The sequence below is a fragment of the Leptospira selangorensis genome (assembly GCF_004769405.1).
Lineage (GTDB): Bacteria > Spirochaetota > Leptospiria > Leptospirales > Leptospiraceae > Leptospira_B > Leptospira_B selangorensis.
In genome coordinates this window covers 91,362-115,406 of the sequence record NZ_RQES01000018.1, presented here as the reverse complement: position 1 = coordinate 115,406, position 24,045 = coordinate 91,362, and the positions used below count along the sequence as shown (strand labels likewise).

The window sequence follows — 24,045 nt, the reverse complement described above, 5'->3', positions numbered from 1 at the left end:
CGGGTAGTCGGTTCTTTTTTTAAGCGACCGGGGAATCCCTTATTTTTTCAAACGAGCGTTTGCTCGGAAGAGAGGAAAGGGTCGGCTCTTAATGTGGACTATTTCCAGATTACAAACTCTGTCAAGGCTTTTATTTTTGCTTTGTCCTTTTTTTAGACGTGGATTTTTTCTTAGAACTTACCTGCTTTTTTTTTGAAGCAGGTTTTGGTTTGGTTTCCGCGACCGCAGGTTTGTTTGTCTGCGAAACTGCCTTTTTAGGAGGACTTTGTTTGCCTGTTTTCTTTCTAGGGATCGGCTGGTCCTTATTCAATTTAAACTTACTGGTTAAATCCAAAAACTTAATTCTATTTTGTAGAGTGGTTCTTGGCACTCCCAGATCCAAGGCGGCATGGGAAACATTCTCTTGGTTTCTTTTAAGTGTATGATAAATATAACTTCCTTCCACTTCTTTTAACATTGTTTCGAGTGGAAGTTTTTGATTGAACGCTTCCGTGACTGAAGGGAACGCAAATCCCTCCCCATCTTGGCTGTTTAGTTTTGCGGAAGCCGGGGAGAAATGATATAGATAACCCAGAGGTTTTCCTTTTTGCTTTAAGATAGATACCCTTACGATACAATCCAGGTCCGGAATAAATGTCTGAACGGAAAGCCTACCTTCTTCCAATCTTAATTCATGAGTTTTGAGATAATTTCCAAGTAAGTCCTTGGACATTTCTTTCAGTAGTTTTTCCGCCTGAAGAATGCTGTCTCTAAACCATTTTTTGACGAGTATATCTTTTTCGAATGTCTCGTTATAAAATACAGTATGTCCATCCAAGTCCGTCGCAATTAATCCATCCGGAAAGTTTTGGAGAAGTACTTCCATAAACCATTGGCTTTGTTTTGCCTTTTCTTCTTCCGTTTTTTGTGGAGAGACTTTCGGTTTTTCTGTCTCCTTAGCCATCCAAGAAGATCTGCTAAGTTCGGAGAGAAACCTAGGTTTGTCCCAATCCTCTAATTTTTCTCCGAATGGACCTAAGACAGGTATGGTTCTTTGTTTTTGGAAAAATGCTAGAACGGTTTCTGGAATTTCTCGGATCAAAAATTCTTCAGGGATCCTTTCAAATTCCCTTTCGGCAGCGCTCAAGTCTGCGAGTTCCATTAGAACTCTTTCTTTAGGGAGTAATCCTAGTAAGCCTGTTCCTTCTTCCCATACTGGTAAATGACTGGCGGGGCTATAGAGAAAAAATTTATATAAAACTTCGATTCTCATTGGGAGAAGGAGGATAATTTCCCCCAGAATGACTTCTTTTGAAGCCTAAGCGAGAAAATTCCTCTACTTTTTTGTACGCGGAGAATAGTTTTTTTACTCTGAGGCTATTACTTAACTAAACGGTTTGCAACGTTTCTGTATTCTTCCGGATAAGGAAGTTTGGATACTTTCAAGCTGGATAGAGAGTATTTTAAGGATCTTTTATATAGCACTAATGCGTAAAGATGATTTCCGTCTCTGCGGAATTTGTTTCCGGACAACCACTCTTCTCTTGCCATTCTGAAATAATCATTGGCTCTTTCTTCTTCTTTTGCAGTAAGTGGATGATGATCTTCCGATTCCATTTTCAGAAAACGAGATTCTTTAGCCACATGCTGGAGTAATTTATCGGAAGAAGTTTCCGCAAATTCAGACCAACGTTTCATAGATTCAGGAAGTGCTCTTTCGAGTAACGCGAGGCTGTCAGATTTTTCCTGGACACTTCCTGCTTTGGAGGCCGAGTTAAGATCTGCCGAATAATTTTCTATTTTTTGGAGGTCTTTTCTGAGTTCAGAGGATTCGAATGAATTTCCGATCTCTCTTAAGATTCGTACCTTGGAATCCACTGATTTTTTTCTTTCTCTGAATCCTTGTGTGGACTGAGAAGAATAAATCCTTCCTGCAAGTATTGTCACAGCAATGAGTGAAAATACTACTAACCATTTCCAAAATCTTCCGCCTTTTACTCTAAGGGATATGATCTCGGCCGGAGTAGGAAGATCCATTACTTGTTCCCTCCTTGGGCAGGAACAGGAGGTAACGCTTCATTTTTATTGATATCGTCTACGCGGATCTCTTCATTACTTTTTTCTAAAAAGGAAACCCTTCCATTAGTGATAAAACTATAATTATCATCGTGGACTTCGAGCAAATCTACAGGGTTATCTTTTCCTTCTCCTGGAGGCGCAATCTTTGGAGAAAGTAATTCGTTATCTATATAATCAATTAAAGTATTTCTGATACGATCATAGTCGGAGATATTTTCCTTCTCCGCTATATTTCTGACCTCGTCCAAGTTCACGAATTGGAACTCACGTTTATCATCATTAGGAGTTTTCGCTGCGATCATTGCGAGAAGTGCAAATCTTCTGGCTCTTCTTGCGATTTTGATCCCTTCTCCAAAAAGTACTAATTTTACTCTAAATTGGTAAGGAGAGGAATTATAAGCACTTGTAAAATTATCTTCGGAGGATTTGAGATCCCTAAATCCTAACTTCAATAAATGTTGTGCGATCTTATCGTTAGAACGAATGATCATCGGAGAAGCAGCTTCTAAAAGGATACGAGCAGTTTTGATATAATTTTCGTGAACTACTTGGAAGATATCTTTCATCTCCCCTTGCGCGGCCTTCAGGTTTTTATAAGATAAACTATAATTACTCTGGAAATACCACATATTTCCGTTGAAGTCGGCTTGGTTTGCCTTCTTGAACGATCTATAATTGTCTATAGTATTCAGTTTTTTGAAAAGTTCAGTTTGTCCGCTGGTAGTGGTCTGTTGTCCGGACTGAGCATTCTCCGCTGCAGTTGCCACCCCTGCCTGGGATTTAGGTCCACCACCTTCTTCCAAAGGTGGTGCAAGATTACTTACGCAAATATTGATGAATTTTATGTTTATCTTATTCTCATCTATCAGGATCGCAAGATTCGTCTGGTCCGGAGAAACTGCATAAGTCTTATCCGTGAAAAAAATCGGCGCCGCAGCGAATATAAAAAGAAGAATGCGTGTATATTTCGAACCCATAGCTTTCCCTACTAGTAGTCTATCGGCAGGGTTTCAAAATGTATATTCTCTTTTTTTTGAGGAAAAAGCGCCCTGATTAGAGAGCGCTGATACGACGGATTGCCTCGATCACATCGTCTTTTTTGCCGAAGGCGGAAAGTCTGAAATAACCTTCTCCCGCAGGTCCGAAACCTGAACCTGGAGTTCCTACCACTTGGGCCTTATCTAATAATTGGTCGAAGAAGTCCCAAGAGCTGAGATTATTCGGGGTTTTGAGCCAGATATAAGGAGCGTTCACCCCTCCGAATACTTCGTATCCTGCTTTGATCAATCCTTCTCGGATCAACTTAGCATTACTCATATAAGTATCGATACTTGCTCGGATCTCTTTTTTACCTTGAGGAGAATAGATTGCTTCGGCCGCTTTTTGGGTCACATAGGAAACACCATTGAACTTTGTGGTATGTCTTCTGCTCCAAAGTTGTCCTATGGAAACTTCCTGGCCGTCTTTTGTTTTTCCCTTTAATTCTTTAGGAATCACTATATAAGCACAACGAAGTCCGGTAAATCCTGCGGTTTTGGAGAAGGAGCGGAATTCTATCGCGACCTCTCTAGCTCCTTCTACCTCGTAAATGGATCTTGGAACTCCAGGTTCCGAGATGAATGCCTCGTATGCAGAATCATAAAGAATAATACTATTATTCTTTTTAGCGTATTCTACCCAAGCCTTGAGTGATTCTTTAGAAGCAACTGTTCCGGTTGGATTATTAGGAAAACATAAATAGATCAGATCCGGTCTTTCTTTAGGGAAATCAGGTTGGAATCCGTTCTCTTTTGTGGAAGGCATGTAGATAAGATTGGCATATCTTCCGTCGGGACCAGCTTCTCCTGTTCTTCCTGCCATTACGTTCGTGTCCACATAGACCGGATATACAGGATCTCCGATCGCAATCTTTGCATCCTGGGAGAATATTTCTTGGATATTTCCACAATCACATTTGGATCCGTCGGATACGAAAATTTCGCTCTCGTCCAATTTTACACCGAGAGGTGCATAATCATTCTCTGCGATCGCTTTTAATAAGAAAGAATATCCTTGTTCAGGTCCGTATCCATGGAATCCTTCAGAAGTTCCCATTTCTTTGGAAGAAGAAACAAGTGCGTCCACAACGGAGGGAGCCAAAGGAAGAGTAACGTCACCGATACCAAGTCGGATGATCTTTGAGTTAGGATGTTTTTCAGAATAAACTTTTACTCTTCTTGCTATTTCCGGGAAAAGATATCCCGCTTTTAATTTCAGATAATTTTCGTTTATATTCGCCATTGAATTATTCGTAATCCTCGTCTATGTTTTGGATCGGTTTGCGTCCTGCAAAACCCTCGTCGTATCCGTGTTCGAAAAGAAGGTCCTCTTCTCCCAGATGCCAACAATAATAACCTTTTCCGTTATCGAAGTCCACGAGCCAAAGCCCCTTGACTTCTATACCAAGTTCCCGGATTTTTCCGGACCATTCCACCAATAGTTCTTCAACTTTGGCTTCTCTGGCTTCTTGTTCATTCTCTCGGTATAAACCGTTTTTCAGTTCTTTGTGAACCTTTCCCACGGTCTCGTAAAATTCTTCCGTGATAGATCTGACATATGGTAGAATTTTACGAGCTTCTTCGTATGTCCAGATCTTACGTTCCATTTTACTCCGTTTAAAAACGAACGCCCAATGAAAGGCAGAGTAACGTCATTCTGCTCACGACTCCGTATTTTGCCTGACGGAAGTATGCTGCGTTCGGAAGATCATCCACATCCGTAGAAAGTTCGTTCACTCTCGGAAGAGGATGAAGAACAGTAGTCTCTTTTTTAGATGCAAGTATCAATTCTTTGTTCAACTTGAAGGATTCTTTTAGTCTTTCGTATTCTTTATGATCCGGAAATCTTTCTTCTTGGATGCGAGTCACATACGCGATATCGCATTCCCAAACTTTTTTGATATCGTCGGACTCTTCGAAAGTGATAGGGAATCCAGCAAGTCCCTTCTTATAAGACTCAGGAAGAGAAAGTTCAGGCGGAGAAATCAGGTAGAGATGAACTTTATAATGACGTAGTAGATTGATCAAACTATGGATCGTTCTTCCATATTTCAGATCGCCGATAAATGCAAGAGTGAGTCCGTCTAATTTTCCTTTTTCGGAAATGATAGTGTATAGATCCAGAAGTGCTTGAGTGGGATGTTGTCCCGCTCCATCTCCCGCATTGATGACAGGGATTTTAACTGCGCCCGCCGCTATTCTGGAAGAACCTTCGACCGGATGTCGGATCACTGCGATATCTGCATAAGCTTCTACCATTTTCATGGTATCGTATAAGGTCTCACCCTTAGAGATGGAAGAAAATTGGAAACCTACTGTGGAGATTACCCTTCCCCCCAATCTTTCCATGGCGGCTTCGAATGAAAGTCTCGTCCTTGTAGAGGCTTCGAAAAAAAGAGAAGCTAGAAGTTTACCTTCTAAAATCCCAAAGGCCTTATTTTGCTCCACCAGCCTTTCCATCTCTCGAGTTCTCTCGACTAAAAAGTCCAGATCCTCTTTGGAGAACTGGTCCGTATCCAGGATATTCTTATGCTCGTACGCCATTTTCTGGACAGATTGATCCGACCGGACTCGGAGGCAAGAGATTTAGTCGTTTAAAAAAGGCTTTCCCAACGTTTGTAGAAGAGTATCTTTAGTACAAGTTTCCCATGCCTGAGAAAGATTCCATTCAAGAAATTATAGATCTATATAAGAATGATATAGATCGGACCTTAATCCGGGAAAATCTAAAATTAACTCCAACAGAACGTATCCGGAAATTAGAGGAACTCCAACTGGTCGCCGAAGAAACAAGGCGAGCAGGACAGAAATGGATACAATCTCGTAATGACAAAATTTGAGAAAATTCTCGAGCTATTAGAAAAGGCCGGCGTAGATTATATTTTGATCGGTGGTCTTGCCGCTACGGCTTTCGGTTCTTCTCGCTTAACTACAGATATTGACCTTGTGTATTCTAGATCTTCAGAAAACCGGAAAAAAATATCCGAAATGTTTTCCTCATTGCATCCTCATTTAAGAGGTGCACCACCGAATTTACCTTTTCATTTTGATGAAAGAACTCTTTCCTCCGGTTTAAATTTCACTCTAAGCACTGACTTAGGTGATATAGATCTATTGGCAGAAGTGCCTGGCGGAAATTATGAAAGTTTAAAAAATGATACGATTGATCTCGAAATTTTCGGGCAAAAATGTAAATGTATCGGACTGAAAAAATTGATCGAACTTAAAAAAGCGAGTGGCCGCCCAAAAGACTTTGAAGCGATCGCAGAACTCCAAGCAATTTTAGAAGAACAGAATAAACTTTAGATCTAAAAGTTTCGCATAGAGAATACTAAAGCTTACAGAGAGTCGCGATGTAGGAACTCCTACATCACAATTCTCTGCGGCCCCGCATCTCTGTGTAAAAATATCTCAGAGTCTCTTAAAACTCTGAGACTTTCCTCTTAATGGTGCTTAGGTACGGGCTTAGTAGTAAAACCCAACTTGGCTCTCAAATGGGAAAACACCGAAAGTGTTACAGGCACATAGAGTAAACTTCCCAGAGTTCCAAATCCAAGTCCCCAACCTAATGCTAAAGTCATCGGGATCAATACCGGATCCGATCCACCCACACTATATGCTGTAGGAAGAAGTCCCGCAACAGTAGTCAGGGTAGTTAGCAAAATAGGACGGAACCTTCTGCGACTTGCTTCGAGTAAGATATCATCCAAAGGTGCATTGGAAGATTTGCGTATCGAATCGATACAATCCACGAGCACGATGGATGCGTTTACTAGAACTCCCGCAAGTCCTATGATACCGATCATAGCTAAGAAGCTGAATGCCTTTCCGGATAATACGAATCCTGCTACGATCCCCACAAATCCGAGTGGGATTGTACTCAAGATCAGTATAGGCCTTACCACATTCTGCAAAGTTAATGCAAGAATGATAAAGATCCCGAGTAAGGCGATGAGTCCCGCTTTCCCGAGAGAGGCCATGGATCTTTGTGTGTCCTTCTCCTCTCCTCCGAATACGATAGAAACTCCAGGATATTGTCTTTCGATCAAAGGTTTGAACTCGTCGATCACCTTTTGGTTGGCTTCTCTGGAAGTCATACCTGTTTCGATCTTGATATCCGCGTTCACGGTGACAGCTCTTTCAAAATCCCTATGGGAAAGTAATTCAGGGGAATCCTTCAGATCCATTCTGGAAATTTTTGCAAGGTTGGTGATATTTCCTGCCTTGTTCCTAAGAGGAATACTTTTGACTTCTTCCGGATTTTTACGGAAGTTCTTATCATACATCACTCTTAGATAAATTTTAGTTTTACCTTGCCGGACATTACCCGCTCTTTCTCCATCATACGCCGTTCTAAGCATATTTGCTGCGGAGAAGGTAGACACTCCGGTAAAACTTTCCAGTCCTTCGTCGAGCTGGATGTACATCTGTTTTCGCCCATTCCTATAATCGTCACGAACTGAATGTACACCTTTGATCCCTTTTAAGAAAGATTGCAGATCAGCGGAAACTTTTTTGAGCACTTCATAATCTTTTCCGAGTACACCGATCGTAATCGGCGCTCCGATCGGAGGTGCCATTGCCATTTCTTCCAGATATACATCTGAAAGCCCTGGAGTTTTTCGTATATCATCCTCGATAGAAGCCAATATTTCAGATGCCTTTCTCACCCTTTGGGATTCTGGAGTGAGATATACCATGATCACTCCCAGGTTTTCTCCAAATCTGGATAATGGATCATCTGGATCTGTTTGTTGCACTCCGATCTTGGTGGAATAGCTTACCAATTCTTCTTTAGGGATTTTCTTCAAGATCTCTTCCATATACTTCATCTTATCTCTAGTTTGGAAGATACGAGAAGAAGGAGGAAACTCCGCCTTGATCAAGAAGATCTCAATATCTTCTTTCGGGAAAAGAATAAAGTCCATTTGGGACATTACACCGCAAGAACCCATAACTATGAATATGATCGCGAAGAATGATTTGTTTCGATTTCGGATCGTCAAAGCTACGAAATCTGAAAACCTTTCTTCCATTCTTGCAAAGAATGCATCCAAGGATTTTCTGAACTTGGAGGACCTCTTCAATTCATCCGGAGTTTTAGCGAAAGCCGCAATTCTAGAAGGAAGAAATAAGAAGGACTCGATCAAACTCGCAGTTAATGCAATGATCACTACGAGCGGGATCTGCCAGATAAATTTTCCCATGATCCCTGCCATGAATAACATAGGAAGGAATGCAGCCACGGTAGTAAGATAAGATCCGAAGATCGGAACCAACATCTCAGTAGTTCCTTTCAAGGCGGCAGATGTTTTATCCATCTTCTCACCTAAATAGGTATAGATGTTTTCCGAAATTACGATGGAGTTATCCACAAGCATCCCGAGTGAGATGATAAGTCCCATCATAGAGATCATATTAAAAGAAACATCGAAGAAAGGAAGTGCCGCAAATGTCATTAGCATCGAAAGAGGTAATGACATAGAAGTCAGAGTTGCAGTTCTGAAATCTAAGAACAAAAACAAGATCCCAAAAACGATCAAAAATCCGATGAGCGCATTGGAAGAAACCACATTCAATCTGTTCTTGGTTCTTTTAGCCTCATCATTTAATTTGAATGTTTTAATCCCTTCCGGATAGATTTTTTCAAGTTCCTTTAATCGAGCCTGGACATTATCAGCAACTTCGATCGCATCCGCTCTTTCTTTTTTGATCACGGAAAGGATCAAACCCTGCTGTCCATTTGCAATCGCAAGAAATCGAGGATATTCGAATGTATCTTCTACCCTTGCAAGATTTCCTATACGAACAGTGGAGAATATATCATTTGTCCTGACCGGGATTTTACCAATCTCGGAAGGTTGTTTAAATTCTCCGTCGATCCTAAGATCAAATGCGTTTTCCGAATCCACGGAACCGGCAGGTAAATTGATATTACGAGTACGGATCGTTCTTGTGATATCGGAAAGATCCAATTGGTATTGTTTCAATCTGTCGGCGTTAACGAGTATATGCCATTCTCTATCACGTTTTCCGAATACGTCTACTCTGGCAATTCCTGGGATCTTTTCTAATTCCAGTTCTATAAATTCCGCGATTGTATGAAGTTCTATCTCGTCCTTACCACCATAAACGGAAAAGTCCATGATCGGGAAGGAACCCGATTTTCTTTCCGTAATTTTAGGTTTTTCGGTGACTTGCACAGGAAAATCGGAAATTGCGTTGTCTACAGCTCTTCGGATCTCATCCAAAACTTTTTCCGGATTTTTCTCCTCTAAGCTTACACGAACGTCTATGTCCGAAACGGAGTTACGGGAGAAGGAACGGATCTCATCTATACCGTCTATCTCCTTGATTTTCTCCTCAATAGGATACGTTACCCGTAATTCCACATCCGCAGGAGAAGCTCCCGGGAATTTTGTGGTGATCACGAGTTGCTTCATATCCACATTCGGAAAAGCGTCCCTACGTAAACCGCAAAGAGACATTCCCCCCGCGGCAACAATGAATATGACTCCCAAATACATGAAGAGTCTATTGTGAATGAAAGATTGTATTATCGTTCTCATATGTTTTCTTTTTATTTAGAAATTTTTCCATCCAAAGGTTCTAAGAGCCCGCCCCATTGGCTCCATGCTTGTTTCATAAAACTTTTGTCCCAGGTTTCTCCGCAAACCTCCATTTGTTTCGGTAATCGATCCCAGGAACATCCCGGGAATCTATGATGAATCCTATGATAATTAAAATGTAAGAAGAATGCACTTACCGTTTTCGGTAGAGTTAAATTAAAGGCCGAATTTTTATCATTAATTTCTTTCCCGTAATGATACGCATTATCGAAAAATGATATAAAGAAAGACCTACTCAAAAGTAGGAACACCAACAAAGGCCAATTATTTCCAAACAACCAGAAAGAAGGAATATAGAAGGTAAGTATCCAAAAAATATCCTTTCTCAATTCTTCTAAAATTTCAGGCCGATAGATCCATTTAAAAAAACCTTCTTCAATAGGATACTCAATGAATCGATCCACGATAGGTTTTGTCCAACGAGAAGGTAATGAAAGTAAAAGTCCGGTCCCAACTTCAAAAATGTAAGTCGCTACAGTAATTCTGAAATAATAATTCAAACTCTGGAACCATCTCGGTTTTCGAGAATTTGGATCATAAAATTCGATCCGATCACCGGGTTCTCTATTGAACTTATGGTGCATCAGATGACTACATTTCAGAACTGAATAAGGAGCCCCGAACACGATACAAAGAAACCTTCCCCAAAAATGATTCTGCTTTCTTTCATTCGAAAAATTCCCATGGATACTTTCATGGATCAGATTCCAAAAAGTATAGGACACCGGTCCTAAAGCAGAGGCAAAAACCCAAGCTGCCCAATAGGGAAAATCACCAAATAATAGTCCCAATGGTAACAAAAAATGGAAGCTGATAAATAAAAATATGACCACGAGCGAAAGTATTCTATTTTTCGCAAATGGCAGGTCCCTGATCTGTATAGAAGCTTCCATTTAGGATAGAACGGGTTAGAGCTGAATTTTCTGCAAGCAACCTGTTAAACAAAGACTCGGCGACATCGGTCGGTTTGAAAAAAAAAAAAATATATTCATCTTATATCGCCAGGAAGAATAGAAATAAATTGATTAAGCCCTATTCTTTTAGAAAAAATTAGGCTCCAAAAATGTTACAATAGGTCCAAAACAACAATATGAGTTTAATATTCCATTCCGCGACTCTCCTACTCGCAATTTCATTATTTTATTGTTTTCCATTGGATCCGGACAGGGTAAAGTCCCCCAGTTATAGAGAAGGCAGATATCATAATTTAGATCCGGATGAAGAATTACAGGGAAAGTCTCCTTTGGCTATCCTACGTTGGAAAGTCTGGGGACCTAAAGATGCTCCTGCAGTCGAAGGGCTCACAGAAGAACTTCCTACAGTGCTGGAAAGAAACTCTAAAGACCTAATCGCTCCGGAAGGAAAGGTAAGAGTGGTATGGTTCGGACATGCTACAGTTTGGATCTCTTCTACCAAAAATGGAAAAACCGTAAATGTTCTGACTGACCCTATCTTTGATGCTCCAATTTTGGTAACCAGACTGGTCAAACTACCTATCCCAAAAGAGGATCTTCCTCCAATCGACTTTGTAGTAGTAAGTCACGCTCATAGAGACCATTTGGATAGAGATACATTAAGATACTTAAGAAGTAAAAATCCGAACTTACAAATACTTCTTCCTTCCGGAATGAAATCATTTTCAGAAGAAGAAAATTTAGGCCCTACTGTTTCCCAAGAGTTAGGTCAGGTCAGCATAAAGGAATCGGTAAAGATCACATTTCTACCCGCCCACCATTGGAGTAGAATGGGGATCTCCGACACGAACCAATATTTCTGGGGAAGTTATTCTTTAGAAGCTCAGGGAAAGATCATCTACTTTGCGGGTGATACCGGATATTCTTCTCATTTTAAAAATATCTCTGAACGTTTAGGTAAACCGGTGGATCTTGCACTTCTTCCGATCGGAGCTTATAAGCCTAGATGGTTTATGAAATACGCGCATATCGGACCGGAAGAAGCGTTGATGGCGACCAAGGATTTGAATGCAAAATCATTCGCGCCCATCCATTGGGGAACGTTTCCTTTAGGAGATGATCTACCTAAGGAGCCTATGTTGGACCTCAAACAAAGGTTATCCTTCCCTGCTTCTCCCGATACAAAAGGGATCAACCCACCTACGGATGGAATTTCCTGGGGGAATAAGGACGGGGTCAAAATTGTACCCTGGACTATCGGTAGCGGAATAGACCTGGAATGATTTGGAAATTTTTATCCTAAGAAAAAAAGATGCCTCCCGGAACTATTCCTGAATTCTGGCATAGAACTGTGTCCCACGGAGGCTTCCACCCAAAATGAGATCCGAAACTAGATCGTCATCATTCGTCCATTATATTATTTTAATACTACTGACCTTCTCCACTTCCCTATTTGCCGTAGGGGGAGAAGAAAAACTAACTCCGTTACAACTTGCTCAAGCAAAAGAGGCTTCAAAACCGGAACAAGTAAAAAAAGAAGAAAGAAGAGTGGACCAAAGAAAAGGTCGCTGGTCTTTCCAATGGGGTTATAATAGAGATTCTTATACCCAAAGTGATATCAACTTCAAAGGGCCCGGATATTCTTTTACATTAAAAGATGTGGTTGCTCGCGATAAACCGGAAAAATTTTCTACGGATGTTTATCTGAATCCTTCTCTCTGGGAAATCCCTCAGTATAATTTTAAACTTACCTATTATCTCACAGATAATCTGTTTATTGCATTCGGGCAAGATCATATGAAATATGTAATGTCCAGAGGACAGGCCGCAAGCATCAGCGGATATATTGATCCTAATGCAATAGAATGGGCAAGGCTTCATACTTCTTTCGAGTCTGCTCCTTATGCATTACTATTTCCGAATAATATAAATCAATTTGCAGGATATCATGGAGGGGAAACAGTCAATATCTCTCCCGATTTCCTGAAATTCGAACATACAGACGGCCTAAATTATCTATTCGTAGATGTAGGTTACGTAGCACCGCTCTGGGTTTCTCCAAACGGAGAGAACGCGCTTAGCTTAGTAGGTTCCGTGGGAGCTGGACCTGTAGTTTGTAGAAGTGATGTAAGGCTATTTGGAGAAGGTCATAATAATAGATTCCACCTTTCCGGATACGGGGTCTCCGGATATTCAGCACTTAGAATCGACTTATTCAAATCCTTCTTCTTTGAATTCGGAGCAAAAGGTGGATATATAGATCTTACAAGTATCTACACCAATGGAAAATCCAAGGATCGTGCTACACAGAATTTCGGATTTGTGGAAATGATTGCCTCCGCAGGCATCACTTTTTAAACTTCCCGACATGATCTCCGGACTACAAGGTTCCATTCGAAAACTAGAAGTAGGCTCCGTGAACTTAGATGTTCATGGAGTAACTTATGAAATCGTAATTTCATTCAAGACCTATTGGGAACTGAAAGAATTCCAAACTTCCGCCAAAGAAGTTCGACTACATATCCATCATTCCATCACCGAAAGAGGACAAAAACTTTTCGGATTCCTACAAGAAAGAGATAAAGAATTTTTTAAAGTAATGAAGGGCCTACACGGGATCGGAGAAATGACCGCACTCAAAGTGCTCTCCTTCTTCAGTCCTTGGGAATTGCATAAGATCGCCTCTTCCGGAGAAGCAAAGGACTTGGAAAAAATTCCAAAAGTCAGAGCCAAAACTTCTGAAAAAATCTTTTTCGAAGTAAAACAAAATCTCAAAAAACTGGAACTGTTTTTAGAAGCAGGTCCGGAAGATCCTTCAATCCCTGAAACTTCCAAAGAAAAACTTCCTTCCCCTGAAGATCGTTTTAAAGAAACTGCAGTCCAAGCACTTGTTCAGCTCGGTTTCGAAGATAAATCCGCTCTCAAAGAAGTGGAGAAGATCCTAAAAAAACAAAGTTTTACGGATACGGGAGAACTGATCCGAGAGATATTAAAAAATCTTTAAGTAACCTGATCGTGCAAAATGTAACGGTTGCTGGAACTCCAACATGTGGGTGAAGATCGCCCCCGCCCCTTCGTAGCGACCCATAGGGAGCGAGAAGACGACCGCAATGCGAGTCGGTGACGAAAGTCAAACGAGTATAAGTTGAATTGATACGCTAAGATTGATCGAAAGCGGATTTTTAAAAACGGCCCCCGCCCTGGTTCGGGTGGAGGAGGTGGGCTTGTGGGAGAAGCAATTCTCCTATATATGAAAATTTCCTAAATTACAATCCGAATTTCCACTTAAAACATATGTTGGAATTCCAACATTCGATTCTTCACAAATGAACTCGGAATCAAAATTCAATTCTCCACTTCCTAAATTTCGCCTCTCCATTCCTGGAATCAATATTCCTCACTACATTCAAAAAACCTAAAGAATCCATTTGACATCACTCTGAAAACATTCGAATCTCTCCACGGGGGAAATTGATTTGGGAAGGATTTATCAAAAAGCAGAATTAGAAAATACTGCGGACGTGCTTGCGTATAAATCCGGAAATTTAGTCCAAGATAGGATCCGTAAGGTCGAAATCGAATTCCTTGTAGATACCGGGGCCTCTATGGTTTGCCTTCCCGGTGATTTGATCCAAATTTTAGGTTTGCAACCAATGTATACTAGACCCGCCATCACTGCAAATGGAACGGTCCAAACAAAAGTCTATTCACCAATACAACTTAAGATTTGGGATAGAAAATGCAATATGGAAGTCATGGAGCTGCCGATTGGGACTCCTCCTCTACTAGGATATCTTGCTTTAGAAACGTTAGATTTGTATCCAAATCCTAAAAAACAAATCTTAGAAGGAAATCCGGATTACAACGGAGAAATGAGGGTTTACTTACTAGTTGCTTAAATCTCGATAGCTTCCAGGCAAAAATCGCTCTCGCACAAAACGAGCTCCTGAACCTGAGTAAAAAACTTCCGCGGCTCTACACCTCTGCGTGAAAAAACTCTGAGCCTCTCCTTCCTCCGCGTCCTTCCCCCCTACCTCGCCAAAAACCAATACACTGCCAAACCTAAATAATTTCCAACAGCGTACCCGATTAGCCCGGTCAAAATCCCTAAAATCAGCACACCTCTATTACCAATTGCAGCTGCGACGGAAGGCACAAATGCAGGGCCGTAAATACTGGAGACAGAAGTGATAATCCAAGTATCCACAGGGATCCTAAATAAGATCCCAAAAAGTAAATGAAGAAGGATCGCAATCGACATGGTCGCAAGAACGATCAACAGAACACCTGAAGCTCCCTTAACTAAACTTCCAAAATCCGCCAAAAACCCAATTGCAACGGAGAATATTAGAATAAAATAATACCCGACCGGATATGTATTCAAACTTCTTACTTTTTTAGAGAATGAGATCCCGATTCCCCAGGTAGTGATGCCGAGTAGGATCAAAGGCGCGGAAGCAGTTCCGAAAATTACTTGAGAAATCCCAAGAGAACCGGCCAAACCTAAAACGGAAAGAAAAACTCCTAATAACAAACGAATAATAGGATTTTTGGGAGAAACCTGGACTTCCGAAAAAATTTCTCCTCCTTCCTCACTTACCACCTCTGGCTTTAGGAAAATTGAATATACTTTTTTGGAAAAACTAAGAAGGAATAAAAGATAAGTTCCACCGATCAAAAGATCGACAGTGTTCACAAGTGCAATCGTTGCCTTTCCTGTATCCAAAGCTAAACCGATTGCATTCGAATTCGGAGTTCCTCCGGTATATAGACCGGCAAGCATCCCGCCTATTTTAGAAGATTCCGGATGTAGAGCGCTTAGGAAAAAGCCCACGGAAACGGAAGAGATCGCAACTGCAATACAAGATAGAAAGAAGGAGAATAACGCAAGTTTTGCTTCTTTGATACCTCGTCCAAAATCGGAAGAAGCAAGCAACAGTGGGATTGCGATCGGGATAGAAATTTCGGAAATTGTTTCTGCGATCTTCTTGGGTAAAAACTCAGCTGGGATTAAGTTCCCCAATACGATTCCGGAAGCGTAGCATAGAACGACAGGTCCTAAAAACCCCAACCATTTATGCTTTCCAGAAAGACTCCCTGCAAGCCATGGAAATCCGAGAACAAATCCTAAAAATAAAACAGAGATTATCCAGTGGACTATTTCAGACATCTTCTCTCCCGATCTTTTACGAATGTATCGAAAGATCTCCAGGACCATCCCAAATCCGATCATCATAAATAACAGATTAAATTCTGCTATATTGAATTTTGACAAAAATTCAGACCAATAAACTGGGCCATAGAATCATATTTTGATCATCTCTAAAAGTCGAAAATTTCCTTACAAACCGGCGATTCTTGGCAGTTTATCCCGCTGAAATTTCGGGTCAGGAGTTCCTACCTGAAAAAATTTCCGATTTTTGGCCGACCCTGGTGAAAAAAACTTGTAAGAAATACTTCATATTCAAAGTAATATACTTTAACAATAAACTATTAATTCCTGAATTAATAGAAGGAAGTATTCAAAATGTTAGAAACATTATTAGCAACCAGCAGCGATATCGTCCCACTGGTCTTAAGATTAACGCTCGGGATCGTAATCTTCCCACATGGCGCTCAAAAATTATTGGGTTGGTTCGGCGGTTACGGATTTAAAGGAACCTATGGATATTTTACTCAAACTGCAGGGCTTCCAGGAATCATCGCATTCTTAGTTATTATTGGTGAGTCATTCGGATCCGTGGCATTAATCCTAGGACTACTTACTCGAGTCTCCGCAATCGGTATCGCTATCATTATGCTTGGAGCAGCCCTGCTCGTTCATAAAGAGCATGGATTTTTCATGAACTGGTATGGAGCTCAAAAAGGAGAAGGTTACGAATTCCAAGTATTGGCGATCGGACTTGCAATTGCACTAGCAATCGTAGGTGGAGGAGCTTATTCTTTGGATCTTGCTATCCTTTCCTCACTCTAAAATAAACATTATAAATATAGAATATTCAAGTTACAAAAGGCTCCTTCGGAGCCTTTTCTTTTTCAGATCAATACTTATAAGCCTTATCTTCTGCCTGAGCCTTGCGTGTTGTAGTGGAAGAAGGATCTATATCCGCCTGAGCCACGGTTACATAAGGGCTTCCAGTCCCACCGGAAGAATGTGAATTATAATTAATGTTCCCGCCTGGAGCATAACTCAAATCCGCAGTATCCGTTCTGAAAGGAGAAGTTAAGGAAAGTTTGTTAAAACTAGTTCCTTCCGTAGAATCAGGATATTCCGCAACAAGAGAAGTCCATTCTACTAAAGAACCATCATAGAATACAGTAGGATATCCTAATATATTCTGAGAAACAAATCCATTCACCTGTGCTTCGAAGTTTGTCCTACACTGGGAAACGATTGTAGCTCCCGCAGTATAACCTGCTCCTCCGGTTCCAGTATTCGCAAAAATACCTGCAAGAGTTACCTTATCCTTAAATCTATATCCGGTAGCAGAAGTATCTAATAAAGAAGCCCAAGGAAACGTTTTTGCTCCTTTGATCCTAGTTTCAAACAAAACATACTTCTTCGGAGTTCCACTCACACCTGCAGCAGGAGCACCTGAATCATTCCAAGCGGTTGTTATATGATTTGCTCCTGAGTTCGTAATCCCGACAGTTTGGTCATATTGATTCGTAGGTCTTGCATCCACAATGATCTGAGTTCCTGTAAGCCCGCTAATAGAAGCGCTTCCATTATTTTTAGCGATCTTAATGATATCTTCTAAGGTTAGAGTGATAATCGTATTATCCACCTTCAGTTGTTTTACGCTGAAGTTCCCATTTGCATTCGGAGCTGTATCCTTGGTCGCAGAAAGATAAGTTACATTCGTAAAATTGCTCCTGATATCTCCGTTTAGGATCGCGAGATGTTTGATATCCGCTCCCCAATATCTAAGCCAATAAATTCCTCTGGTAATATCCTGGGTTTGGCTTCCATTCGTATAAGCGGTACCGTTATTGTTCGCAGAGCCTACTGCAAAAACTACCAAGTCTGTTTTCAAATTGATCCCGAATACTTTCAACCATTGGTCCACAGTTTGGCCGTCAGCTTGGTAACGTACTGAGTTACGAATGAGTCCTGTATCTCTCTGCTGGTTGAAACGGAATCCAGCTTGAAAATCATCCAGATGATACACATACACTCCGTTTGCATTATCAGGCTTAACGTAGGATCTCCCACTTGTATCCCCCGAAAAATTATTCGCAAGGCTACTTTGTAAGATCACAAGCTTTCCGCTGATATGAGACGGCTTTTGGTTTTGCCAATCGCTTACCCAAGATTCCAAACGAGAAGAAGTTACAAGCCCCCATTCGTTATCATCATAAGAAGCAGCAGATTCATTCGTTAAATCTGCCGCGGAACTGACCGGAATGGAATTTCCAAAACCTGCCAATACCGCTAGAGCGGAATTAGAATCGCCGCCCCCTGAATCACAGGAGACAAACGTCCCCAAAAATAGGCATACCAGCCCAATATAGATCACCTTCATTTATATTTCTCCTAACGTGGCAAGCCACGAGTTAGCCCTTTTTGGTTAGAATGATCCTAAAAATCAGGCAAAATATACAATATAGCAGAAAATATAATGTGATAACGGAAAATATATTGGTTCAGTTTCTAAAGTATTGTCACAGAAATGTCTCGGTCGATTTTTGAGGGGGAGGAATCCCCCACGCTATAGCCGCATTCGCGTCTTCCGCTACCCCCTCTCCGGGGAATCTTTTTACCTTCGACCCCCGGACCCGAGTCATCTTCAAAAGTAAAAATTATAGATTCACGCAGAGACGCAAAGTCGCAGAGGACTTTGGACCAAGGTTGGTCCCTTCATTTAAAGCCTCTTGTGGGAACTCCTACCGAAAGGGGATGGACAGGATTCTTCCAGGTAAAATCCTTAGAAAAAGCATTCCAAACTGAACTCACATCCAAAAAAACAAGGTTGATTCATGAAAATTCACGAGTACCAGGCCAAGGAAATCCTGAGACGCCATAACGCCAAAGTTCCTTTCGGCGTAGTAATTGATAAAAAAGAAGACGGTGCAAAAGCCCACGAAGAAGTTTCTTCCAAAACGGGAGCATCTGTTGTAGTCGTTAAAGCCCAAATCCACGCTGGTGGTAGAGGAAAAGGCGGCGGAGTTAAAGTTACCAAAACTAAAGAAGACGCATTAGCCGCCGTAGACAAGATCCTAGGCATGCAACTTATCACTCCTCAAACTGGACCTGAAGGTAAAAAAGTTTTAAAAGTTTATCTCGAGCAAGGGATCAATATCGCGAAGGAATTTTATTTAAGTGTATTATTAGATCGCGCGATCCGCAAAACAATCATCATGGCTTCCACTGAAGGTGGTATGGAGATTGAAGAAGTTGCGGAAACTCATCCTGAAAAAATCCTGAAGATCGCAGTAGATCCAGGTATCGGATTACAACCAAACCAAGCTTCTCAACTTGCTTTTGATCTTGGCCTTCCTGCCGAATCCCATAAGTCTTTTAAAGCTCTTCTTACTTCCGTTTATAATGCTTATATTAAAGAAGATGCATCTTTATTAGAGATCAACCCTTTGATCCTTACCAAAGAAAACGAGATCATTGCAGGTGACTGTAAGATCGACTTAGATGAGAACGCACTTTATCGCCATCCAGAAAACGCTGCTTTCAGAGACGTTTCCGAAGAAGATCCTTTAGAAGTACAAGCTAGCGAATACAATATCAACTACGTTAAGTTAGATGGAAACATCGGCTGTATGGTTAACGGTGCAGGTCTTGCAATGGCAACCATGGACATCGTTAAACTCGCTGGTGCCGAACCTGCAAACTTCCTAGACGTGGGCGGTGGAGCGAACGTTACTACTGTTACCAACGGATTCAAACTGATCCTGGGAGATCCAAACGTTAAAGGAATCTTCATCAATATCTTCGGAGGGATCGTTCGTTGTGACCGAGTTGCTCTGGGGATCATCGAAGCTGCTAAAGCAGTGAACATCAATGTTCCATTAGTAGTTCGTTTGAAAGGAACCAACGCGGAAGAAGGTAAAAAAATCCTGAACGAATCCGGTCTAAACATCATCGGAGAAGAGGATCTTCGCACCGCGGCTAAAAAAGTGGCAGATGCCATTAAATAAATAACATAAGGTTAACTTAATATAACATGGCAGTATTAGTAGATAGCAATACAAGAGTTGTGGTTCAAGGGATTACCGGTAAAGAAGGTTCTTTCCACGCGACTCAAATGATAGAATACGGAACTAGCGTTGTAGGAGGAGTAACTCCTGGAAAAGGCGGGCAAAATGTAGAACTCGCCGGTAAAAACGTTCCTGTATTCAATAGTTTAAAAGACGCGATCGTTAAAGAAGGAGCAAATGCTTCTATCATTTTCGTTCCGCCTCCATTCGCAGCCGACGCGATCTTAGAAGGTATCTTCAATGAAATTCCTCTTGTGGTTTGTATCACAGAAGGAATTCCAACACATGATATGCTTAAGGTTTATAGCGCACTTCGTAATTCCAAAACCAGACTGGTTGGACCGAACTGCCCTGGTGTGATCTCTCCTAAATACAAAGTTAAAATGGGGATCATGCCTGGTTTTATTCACCAAGCAGGAAACGTAGGAATCGTTTCCCGTTCAGGAACCTTAACTTACGAATCAGTTGCACAGCTTACCCAACATGGTTTGGGACAATCCACTGTGATCGGTATCGGTGGAGACCCTGTTCCAGGAATGAATCACACGGAAGCAGTTAGACTTCTGAATGAAGATCCTGAAACTAAAGGTATCGTAATGATTGGAGAGATCGGCGGAACTTCAGAAGAAGAAGCTGCTGCTTATATCAAAGCTCATGTTAAAAAACCTGTAGTAGGATTTATCGCAGGCCAAACTGCACCTCCTGGAAAAAGGATGGGGCATGCTGGCGCGATCATCAGCGGAGGAATGGGAACAGCTTCTTCCAAGATGAAAGCTATGCAGGATGCAGGTATTTCTGTTTGCCAATCTATCGCCGAAGTCGGCGAAAAAATGAAAAAAGCATTAGGCTAATCTAATACTTTAAGATCGGGAGGAAAGGTTATGAAATTAGAAAATGGGAATTTTTGGACCAAAACAATAAGCGGGAAGACAATCTCTGTCTTTTTGGTTTCGAGCCTCATCCTCCTTTCGGGATTTTCCGGGATATTCTCCCAAGAGAATAAATCCGGAAAGGTCCTGAAGTTAACTACTGAAGAGACAGTTAAAAGAGCTCTTGATAGCAACTTCAAACTACAAAATCTTAGATACGAATTGGCAAAAACCGATTCAAGTTACTTAAAAGCGGAGTCCCAATATTCTTGGAGATTAGTAGCTGACGGAAGTTTCAGACAAACAGTTCTTCCTTTGAACCAGAACAACGTATTTACTGGAACAAAAACTTCCGATGATACGATCAAAGGGGGGATTGAAAAAACGATCCGCACTACCGGAACCTACTTCAAGTTAGAAGCAGGAAACAGACGATTCGACTCGAACGCTTTCGAGGACAAGAGTAACCCTCTTACTGCGAGTTTTGCAGGACTTGCACTTCCTCCACTTTATACTGGATTTATCACTGCCACAGTTTCCCAAGACTTATTAAAAAACTCATTCGGTTATAAGGGAAGAAACCAGGAGAGAATCCTGGACAACCAAAAAGAAATGGCGAAAAGCCAAGTTTCTCTTCAGATCTCGGAAGCGATCGTAGGATCTCTTGTGGATTTCTGGGACTATTCAGTTAAACTACAGTCCTTAAAAACATTCCGCAGATTAAAAGAGAATGTAAGCAATATTAGAAATCTTACTGTTCGTAAACAAGGTTTAGGACTTTCGGAAGGATTCGAAGTTAACCAATGGAATGCTCTACTCGCACAAGCGGATAGCCAATTAGAAACAGCAGTCGTTCAAAAAGACGAAGCAAAAAGAAAATTAGCTCGTACTTTAAAATTAGAAAATGATTCGGATCTTTCAGAAGAAACAGATCTTATGGAAGAAATTCCTGAAAAACCTGATTACACAAAAGACCTGGATATCGCTTATAAAAAAAGAGCGGATTATCTAAACGCAGTCAGAGAAAAAGAGATCGCTGAACTTATGCTGAAAAATGCAAAAAGTGATCAGTTACCTTCTCTAACTCTTTCCGGTTCTGCATCTTCTCAGGCTCAAACAATCACAAGCCCTGATAAAAATTATACGGACGCGACTGACGGTGTTCAATCTGCTCGTTACAAAGACTTCAACGGAAAAGTAAGTTTCTCTTATCCATTATTCGATAAGGGAGTTGCTGCAGGAAGAAGAGACTCCGAGATAGGAGTTCGCCAAGCTACTCTAAAAGAGAACGAAGTTAAGAATGAAGTAAGAGACGATCTAAGAGGAAGGATCGATTCTTTAGAAGCTAGTTATAAAATTTATAAGAACTCCATAGTCACCGAAAAAGAAACCCAAAACTATTATAACGGTGTGGTCCGAAGCTTCCAACAAGGAAGAGCGGATGCAGTCGCAGTTAAAAATGCTTTGGATACTTTGGTGAGAGACCAGCTCAGCCTTACTCAAGCAAAAGTGAATTTTAATATAGATCTAATGAGATACTATATCGCGAAAAACATGCTTTTGGAAAGATTCGATCTGGATGCGGAAAAACTTATTCCGCACTTGGAATAATAGGCTTCGTAGTTCTCATTGAAACGCGGATTTTTCCTTTCTATATTCGGGATCGTATTATTCGGGCTAATCGTTTGGCTTACCATTCGTTTTTGGCCCAAACCGTCCGACACTATTTACGAATATTATAAAAAGGAAAAATGGGAGAAGGTAATCTTCCTAGTAAAAAAATCGACCTCCCCTACTCCAGAAGATCTTTTTTACGGTTCTCAATCTCTTCTTAGATTGAATGCGGAACTGGTCACGAAGGACGCGGAAGACAGATCTAAAATTTCAGCGAGACTCCAAAAAGAAAATGGGATCGGTTCTGGAAAATCCTTAGAATCCAAGGGAGAATTTCCCGTATTCGAAGACCCGTTTATTTTACAACTAAGACCTGGCGGATATTGGAGACAAAAAGCAATTCTATCCAGAGCAGAGATCGCAGGAGAATGGGAAGATGATATTCTATTCTTACGAGATCTAAAAGAACTGATCCGAAGTAATCCGGTCACATTAGGAATTTCTTCGTATTCTTCCGTTCTGAAAAAAGTTTTAAAAAGAGAAACCAAACTTTCCGACGGAGACCAGATCAAACTTTCCGAACTATTAGGTTTTCTTTCCGTTAGAGAAGATTCTACATTACTCGGTTCCAGATTTAAGAACACCGGAGAGAATACAAATCTCAGAACCGGTCCTGGAACCGAGAACCCTGGTAAGGCTCGTTTAAAAAAAGGGCTCTTACTTTACGCATTGGATAAGGACCCTCGCTCCGAAACTGTCCAAGGAAGAAAAGGAAACTGGGTCCAAGTATATATTCCTGAGTTACAGATCTCAGGTTGGATCTTCTCACATTTTTTAGAAGAAGATCCTTATCCTTCTGCAAAAGCCGAAGAAACATTTGCTGAATTCTCCCAATCCGAAAAAAGCCAAGCTTGGGACTTTGCATTCTGGACGGAAGATAAGATCCCTCCAGGATTTCATGGAGAATATATCCCCACAGAAAAATTGGCCTTGGATGGGGATTATGGAATCGTATTATACAAATCTAAAACTGGAAAATACAAAGAGATCTGCAGGATTGTAGAAGAACCTTTTAGATCTTTGGAATTTTTAACAGCAAGTTTAAGCGGAGAAGAGCCTGTTCCGATTTTTAAACTGTATTCCGGAAGACCTGGTGAATGGAAACCTTCTTACCAAATCGACCTTGACAGAGAGAGTATTTCCATCAATAGAAACAAGTATATACTTGGATCAGGTGGAAAGAAAAGATTCCAACTCGGAATTTTTTCGGTAAACGGGACAATATCAGCGTCTCTATTAGTAGGAGAAAAAACCGTACTTCAAGGTATCTCTCCTGAAGAAGAAGTTACCTCCGCAGAGGGAGTTCTATTCAAACTCTGCCTACAACAAGCGGATAAAAAATCCGATTCGAATGCGGCAGCGTTCCAATTTAAGTTTTTATTTTGATCATAAGATCAAGCGAGGAAAATCAGTGCCTACTTACGATTATAGATGCAAGGCTTGCGGACAAACTTTCGAACATTTTCAATCCATGAAGGACGATCCGATCACGACCTGTCTTCTCTGCGGTAAAACCGGAGAAGTAGACAGATTGATCTCTAACGTAGGAGGGATCATCTTTAAGGGATCCGGATTCTATGTAACGGATAATAAATCCTCATCCAAAAGTTCTGAATCTTCCACCGGATCCTCCGGTTCTTCTTCCAACTAA

Annotated in this window: 23 protein-coding genes; 12 read left to right on the top strand and 11 right to left on the bottom strand. The window is 41.1% G+C overall.

What is annotated here, in order from left to right:
* Positions 1-130: 130 nt before the first annotated feature.
* The 6 genes from EHO58_RS13005 to pyrB form a co-directional block, all read right to left on the bottom strand.
* Complete coding sequence (locus EHO58_RS13005) at positions 131-1,252, bottom strand: helix-turn-helix domain-containing protein (RefSeq protein ID WP_135625928.1); 1,122 nt, start codon at positions 1,250-1,252, stop codon at positions 131-133.
* 107 nt (positions 1,253-1,359) lie between these two features.
* The gene (locus EHO58_RS13000) at positions 1,360-2,016 is read right to left on the bottom strand and encodes a PROCN domain protein (RefSeq protein ID WP_135680226.1); all 657 of its coding nucleotides are present in this window, start codon (positions 2,014-2,016) and stop codon (positions 1,360-1,362) included.
* Positions 2,016-3,035 carry an adhesin OmpL37 family surface protein gene (locus EHO58_RS12995; RefSeq protein WP_135680225.1) on the bottom strand — a complete coding sequence of 340 codons (1,020 nt, stop codon included), beginning with the start codon at positions 3,033-3,035 and terminating at the stop codon, positions 2,016-2,018. Before EHO58_RS12995 ends, EHO58_RS13000 begins: the two co-directional genes overlap by 1 nt.
* 76 nt (positions 3,036-3,111) lie before the next feature.
* Positions 3,112-4,338, bottom strand: coding sequence for an LL-diaminopimelate aminotransferase (locus tag EHO58_RS12990; RefSeq protein WP_135680224.1), 1,227 nt, complete (start codon positions 4,336-4,338; stop codon positions 3,112-3,114).
* A gap of 4 nt (positions 4,339-4,342) precedes the next feature.
* The gene (locus tag EHO58_RS12985) at positions 4,343-4,702 is read right to left on the bottom strand and encodes a DUF2203 domain-containing protein (RefSeq protein WP_135680223.1); all 360 of its coding nucleotides are present in this window, start codon (positions 4,700-4,702) and stop codon (positions 4,343-4,345) included.
* A 10-nt stretch (positions 4,703-4,712) separates the two neighbouring features.
* On the bottom strand, positions 4,713-5,639 hold the full coding sequence (pyrB, locus tag EHO58_RS12980) for an aspartate carbamoyltransferase (RefSeq protein ID WP_135615599.1): 927 nt from the start codon (positions 5,637-5,639) through the stop codon (positions 4,713-4,715).
* Positions 5,640-5,743: 104 nt separating this feature from the next.
* Between pyrB and EHO58_RS12975 the strand changes: the two genes are divergently transcribed.
* Both EHO58_RS12975 and EHO58_RS12970 read left to right on the top strand, forming a co-directional pair.
* Positions 5,744-5,935: a hypothetical protein gene (locus EHO58_RS12975; RefSeq protein ID WP_135625922.1), complete on the top strand. Its 192-nt coding sequence runs from the start codon at positions 5,744-5,746 to the stop codon at positions 5,933-5,935.
* Positions 5,922-6,401 (top strand): hypothetical protein, encoded by a 480-nt coding sequence (locus EHO58_RS12970; RefSeq protein WP_167483217.1) that lies wholly within the window; start codon positions 5,922-5,924, stop codon positions 6,399-6,401. Before EHO58_RS12975 ends, EHO58_RS12970 begins: the two co-directional genes overlap by 14 nt.
* A 137-nt stretch (positions 6,402-6,538) precedes the next feature.
* Here the strand turns inward: EHO58_RS12970 and EHO58_RS12965 are convergent, their stop codons facing one another.
* On the bottom strand, positions 6,539-9,664 hold the full coding sequence (locus EHO58_RS12965; RefSeq protein ID WP_135680221.1) for an efflux RND transporter permease subunit: 3,126 nt from the start codon (positions 9,662-9,664) through the stop codon (positions 6,539-6,541).
* Between the two features lie 11 nt (positions 9,665-9,675).
* Positions 9,676-10,617, bottom strand: coding sequence for a fatty acid desaturase family protein (locus EHO58_RS12960; protein ID WP_135680220.1), 942 nt, complete (start codon positions 10,615-10,617; stop codon positions 9,676-9,678).
* A gap of 197 nt (positions 10,618-10,814) precedes the next feature.
* On the opposite strand from EHO58_RS12960, the gene EHO58_RS12955 reads away from it, so the two are divergent.
* The 3 genes from EHO58_RS12955 to ruvA all read left to right on the top strand — a co-directional run bounded on the left by EHO58_RS12955 (position 10,815) and on the right by ruvA (position 13,642).
* Positions 10,815-11,921: an MBL fold metallo-hydrolase gene (locus EHO58_RS12955; RefSeq protein WP_135680219.1), complete on the top strand. Its 1,107-nt coding sequence runs from the start codon at positions 10,815-10,817 to the stop codon at positions 11,919-11,921.
* A 94-nt stretch (positions 11,922-12,015) separates the two neighbouring features.
* On the top strand, positions 12,016-12,996 hold the full coding sequence (locus EHO58_RS12950; protein WP_135625917.1) for a hypothetical protein: 981 nt from the start codon (positions 12,016-12,018) through the stop codon (positions 12,994-12,996).
* A gap of 10 nt (positions 12,997-13,006) precedes the next feature.
* Positions 13,007-13,642, top strand: a complete 636-nt coding sequence (gene ruvA / locus EHO58_RS12945) for a Holliday junction branch migration protein RuvA (protein ID WP_167483224.1) — start codon at positions 13,007-13,009, stop codon at positions 13,640-13,642.
* 240 nt (positions 13,643-13,882) lie between these two features.
* Here ruvA and EHO58_RS19795 read toward each other — a convergent pair whose 3' ends face one another.
* On the bottom strand, positions 13,883-14,017 hold the full coding sequence (locus tag EHO58_RS19795) for a hypothetical protein (RefSeq protein WP_280101465.1): 135 nt from the start codon (positions 14,015-14,017) through the stop codon (positions 13,883-13,885).
* Positions 14,018-14,114: 97 nt separating this feature from the next.
* Here EHO58_RS19795 and EHO58_RS12940 point away from each other — a divergent pair, with 97 nt between their 5' ends.
* On the top strand, positions 14,115-14,537 hold the full coding sequence (locus tag EHO58_RS12940; protein ID WP_167483216.1) for a retroviral-like aspartic protease family protein: 423 nt from the start codon (positions 14,115-14,117) through the stop codon (positions 14,535-14,537).
* Positions 14,538-14,668: 131 nt separating this feature from the next.
* On the opposite strand, the gene EHO58_RS12935 is transcribed toward EHO58_RS12940, so the two are convergent.
* Positions 14,669-15,808 carry a DUF819 family protein gene (locus EHO58_RS12935; protein ID WP_135680216.1) on the bottom strand — a complete coding sequence of 380 codons (1,140 nt, stop codon included), beginning with the start codon at positions 15,806-15,808 and terminating at the stop codon, positions 14,669-14,671.
* Between the two features lie 357 nt (positions 15,809-16,165).
* On the opposite strand from EHO58_RS12935, the gene EHO58_RS12930 reads away from it, so the two are divergent.
* A complete protein-coding gene (locus tag EHO58_RS12930) occupies positions 16,166-16,612 on the top strand; it encodes a DoxX family protein (RefSeq protein WP_135625913.1) in 447 nt (148 codons plus the stop codon).
* Between the two features lie 67 nt (positions 16,613-16,679).
* Here the strand turns inward: EHO58_RS12930 and EHO58_RS12925 are convergent, their stop codons facing one another.
* Complete coding sequence (locus EHO58_RS12925) at positions 16,680-18,164, bottom strand: sulfurtransferase (protein WP_135680215.1); 1,485 nt, start codon at positions 18,162-18,164, stop codon at positions 16,680-16,682.
* Positions 18,165-18,618: 454 nt separating this feature from the next.
* Between EHO58_RS12925 and sucC the strand changes: the two genes are divergently transcribed.
* Genes sucC through EHO58_RS12895 form a run of 5 tightly spaced genes read left to right on the top strand, consistent with a single transcriptional unit; the run spans position 18,619 to position 24,045 of the window.
* Positions 18,619-19,791 (top strand): ADP-forming succinate--CoA ligase subunit beta, encoded by a 1,173-nt coding sequence (gene sucC / locus EHO58_RS12915; protein ID WP_100709321.1) that lies wholly within the window; start codon positions 18,619-18,621, stop codon positions 19,789-19,791.
* A gap of 26 nt (positions 19,792-19,817) precedes the next feature.
* Positions 19,818-20,702, top strand: coding sequence for a succinate--CoA ligase subunit alpha (sucD, locus tag EHO58_RS12910; protein ID WP_100724292.1), 885 nt, complete (start codon positions 19,818-19,820; stop codon positions 20,700-20,702).
* 30 nt (positions 20,703-20,732) lie between these two features.
* Positions 20,733-22,331: a TolC family protein gene (locus tag EHO58_RS12905; protein WP_135680214.1), complete on the top strand. Its 1,599-nt coding sequence runs from the start codon at positions 20,733-20,735 to the stop codon at positions 22,329-22,331.
* Between the two features lie 18 nt (positions 22,332-22,349).
* A complete protein-coding gene (locus EHO58_RS12900) occupies positions 22,350-23,780 on the top strand; it encodes an SH3 domain-containing protein (protein ID WP_135680213.1) in 1,431 nt (476 codons plus the stop codon).
* Positions 23,781-23,805: 25 nt separating this feature from the next.
* Positions 23,806-24,045 (top strand): FmdB family zinc ribbon protein, encoded by a 240-nt coding sequence (locus EHO58_RS12895; RefSeq protein ID WP_100707925.1) that lies wholly within the window; start codon positions 23,806-23,808, stop codon positions 24,043-24,045.

Excerpts from the sequence above, each read along its gene's own strand:
- EHO58_RS12975 (WP_135625922.1), top strand. The coding sequence starts at position 5,744 with ATGCCTGAGAAAGATTCCATTCAAGAAATTATAGATCTATATAAGAAT.
- EHO58_RS12995 (WP_135680225.1), bottom strand. The coding sequence starts at position 3,035 with ATGGGTTCGAAATATACACGCATTCTTCTTTTTATATTCGCTGCGGCG.
- EHO58_RS12985 (WP_135680223.1), bottom strand. The coding sequence starts at position 4,702 with ATGGAACGTAAGATCTGGACATACGAAGAAGCTCGTAAAATTCTACCA.
- EHO58_RS12970 (WP_167483217.1), top strand. The coding sequence starts at position 5,922 with ATGACAAAATTTGAGAAAATTCTCGAGCTATTAGAAAAGGCCGGCGTA.
- ruvA (WP_167483224.1), top strand. The coding sequence starts at position 13,007 with ATGATCTCCGGACTACAAGGTTCCATTCGAAAACTAGAAGTAGGCTCC.
- sucC (WP_100709321.1), top strand. The coding sequence starts at position 18,619 with ATGAAAATTCACGAGTACCAGGCCAAGGAAATCCTGAGACGCCATAAC.
- pyrB (WP_135615599.1), bottom strand. The coding sequence starts at position 5,639 with ATGGCGTACGAGCATAAGAATATCCTGGATACGGACCAGTTCTCCAAA.
- EHO58_RS13005 (WP_135625928.1), bottom strand. The coding sequence starts at position 1,252 with ATGAGAATCGAAGTTTTATATAAATTTTTTCTCTATAGCCCCGCCAGT.
- EHO58_RS13000 (WP_135680226.1), bottom strand. The coding sequence starts at position 2,016 with ATGGATCTTCCTACTCCGGCCGAGATCATATCCCTTAGAGTAAAAGGC.
- EHO58_RS12960 (WP_135680220.1), bottom strand. The coding sequence starts at position 10,617 with ATGGAAGCTTCTATACAGATCAGGGACCTGCCATTTGCGAAAAATAGA.
- EHO58_RS12955 (WP_135680219.1), top strand. The coding sequence starts at position 10,815 with ATGAGTTTAATATTCCATTCCGCGACTCTCCTACTCGCAATTTCATTA.
- EHO58_RS12965 (WP_135680221.1), bottom strand. The coding sequence starts at position 9,664 with ATGAGAACGATAATACAATCTTTCATTCACAATAGACTCTTCATGTAT.
- EHO58_RS12905 (WP_135680214.1), top strand. The coding sequence starts at position 20,733 with ATGAAATTAGAAAATGGGAATTTTTGGACCAAAACAATAAGCGGGAAG.
- EHO58_RS12925 (WP_135680215.1), bottom strand. The coding sequence starts at position 18,164 with ATGAAGGTGATCTATATTGGGCTGGTATGCCTATTTTTGGGGACGTTT.
- EHO58_RS12930 (WP_135625913.1), top strand. The coding sequence starts at position 16,166 with ATGTTAGAAACATTATTAGCAACCAGCAGCGATATCGTCCCACTGGTC.
- EHO58_RS12950 (WP_135625917.1), top strand. The coding sequence starts at position 12,016 with ATGAGATCCGAAACTAGATCGTCATCATTCGTCCATTATATTATTTTA.
- EHO58_RS19795 (WP_280101465.1), bottom strand. The coding sequence starts at position 14,017 with ATGGAGAGGCGAAATTTAGGAAGTGGAGAATTGAATTTTGATTCCGAG.
- EHO58_RS12935 (WP_135680216.1), bottom strand. The coding sequence starts at position 15,808 with ATGTCTGAAATAGTCCACTGGATAATCTCTGTTTTATTTTTAGGATTT.
- sucD (WP_100724292.1), top strand. The coding sequence starts at position 19,818 with ATGGCAGTATTAGTAGATAGCAATACAAGAGTTGTGGTTCAAGGGATT.
- EHO58_RS12990 (WP_135680224.1), bottom strand. The coding sequence starts at position 4,338 with ATGGCGAATATAAACGAAAATTATCTGAAATTAAAAGCGGGATATCTT.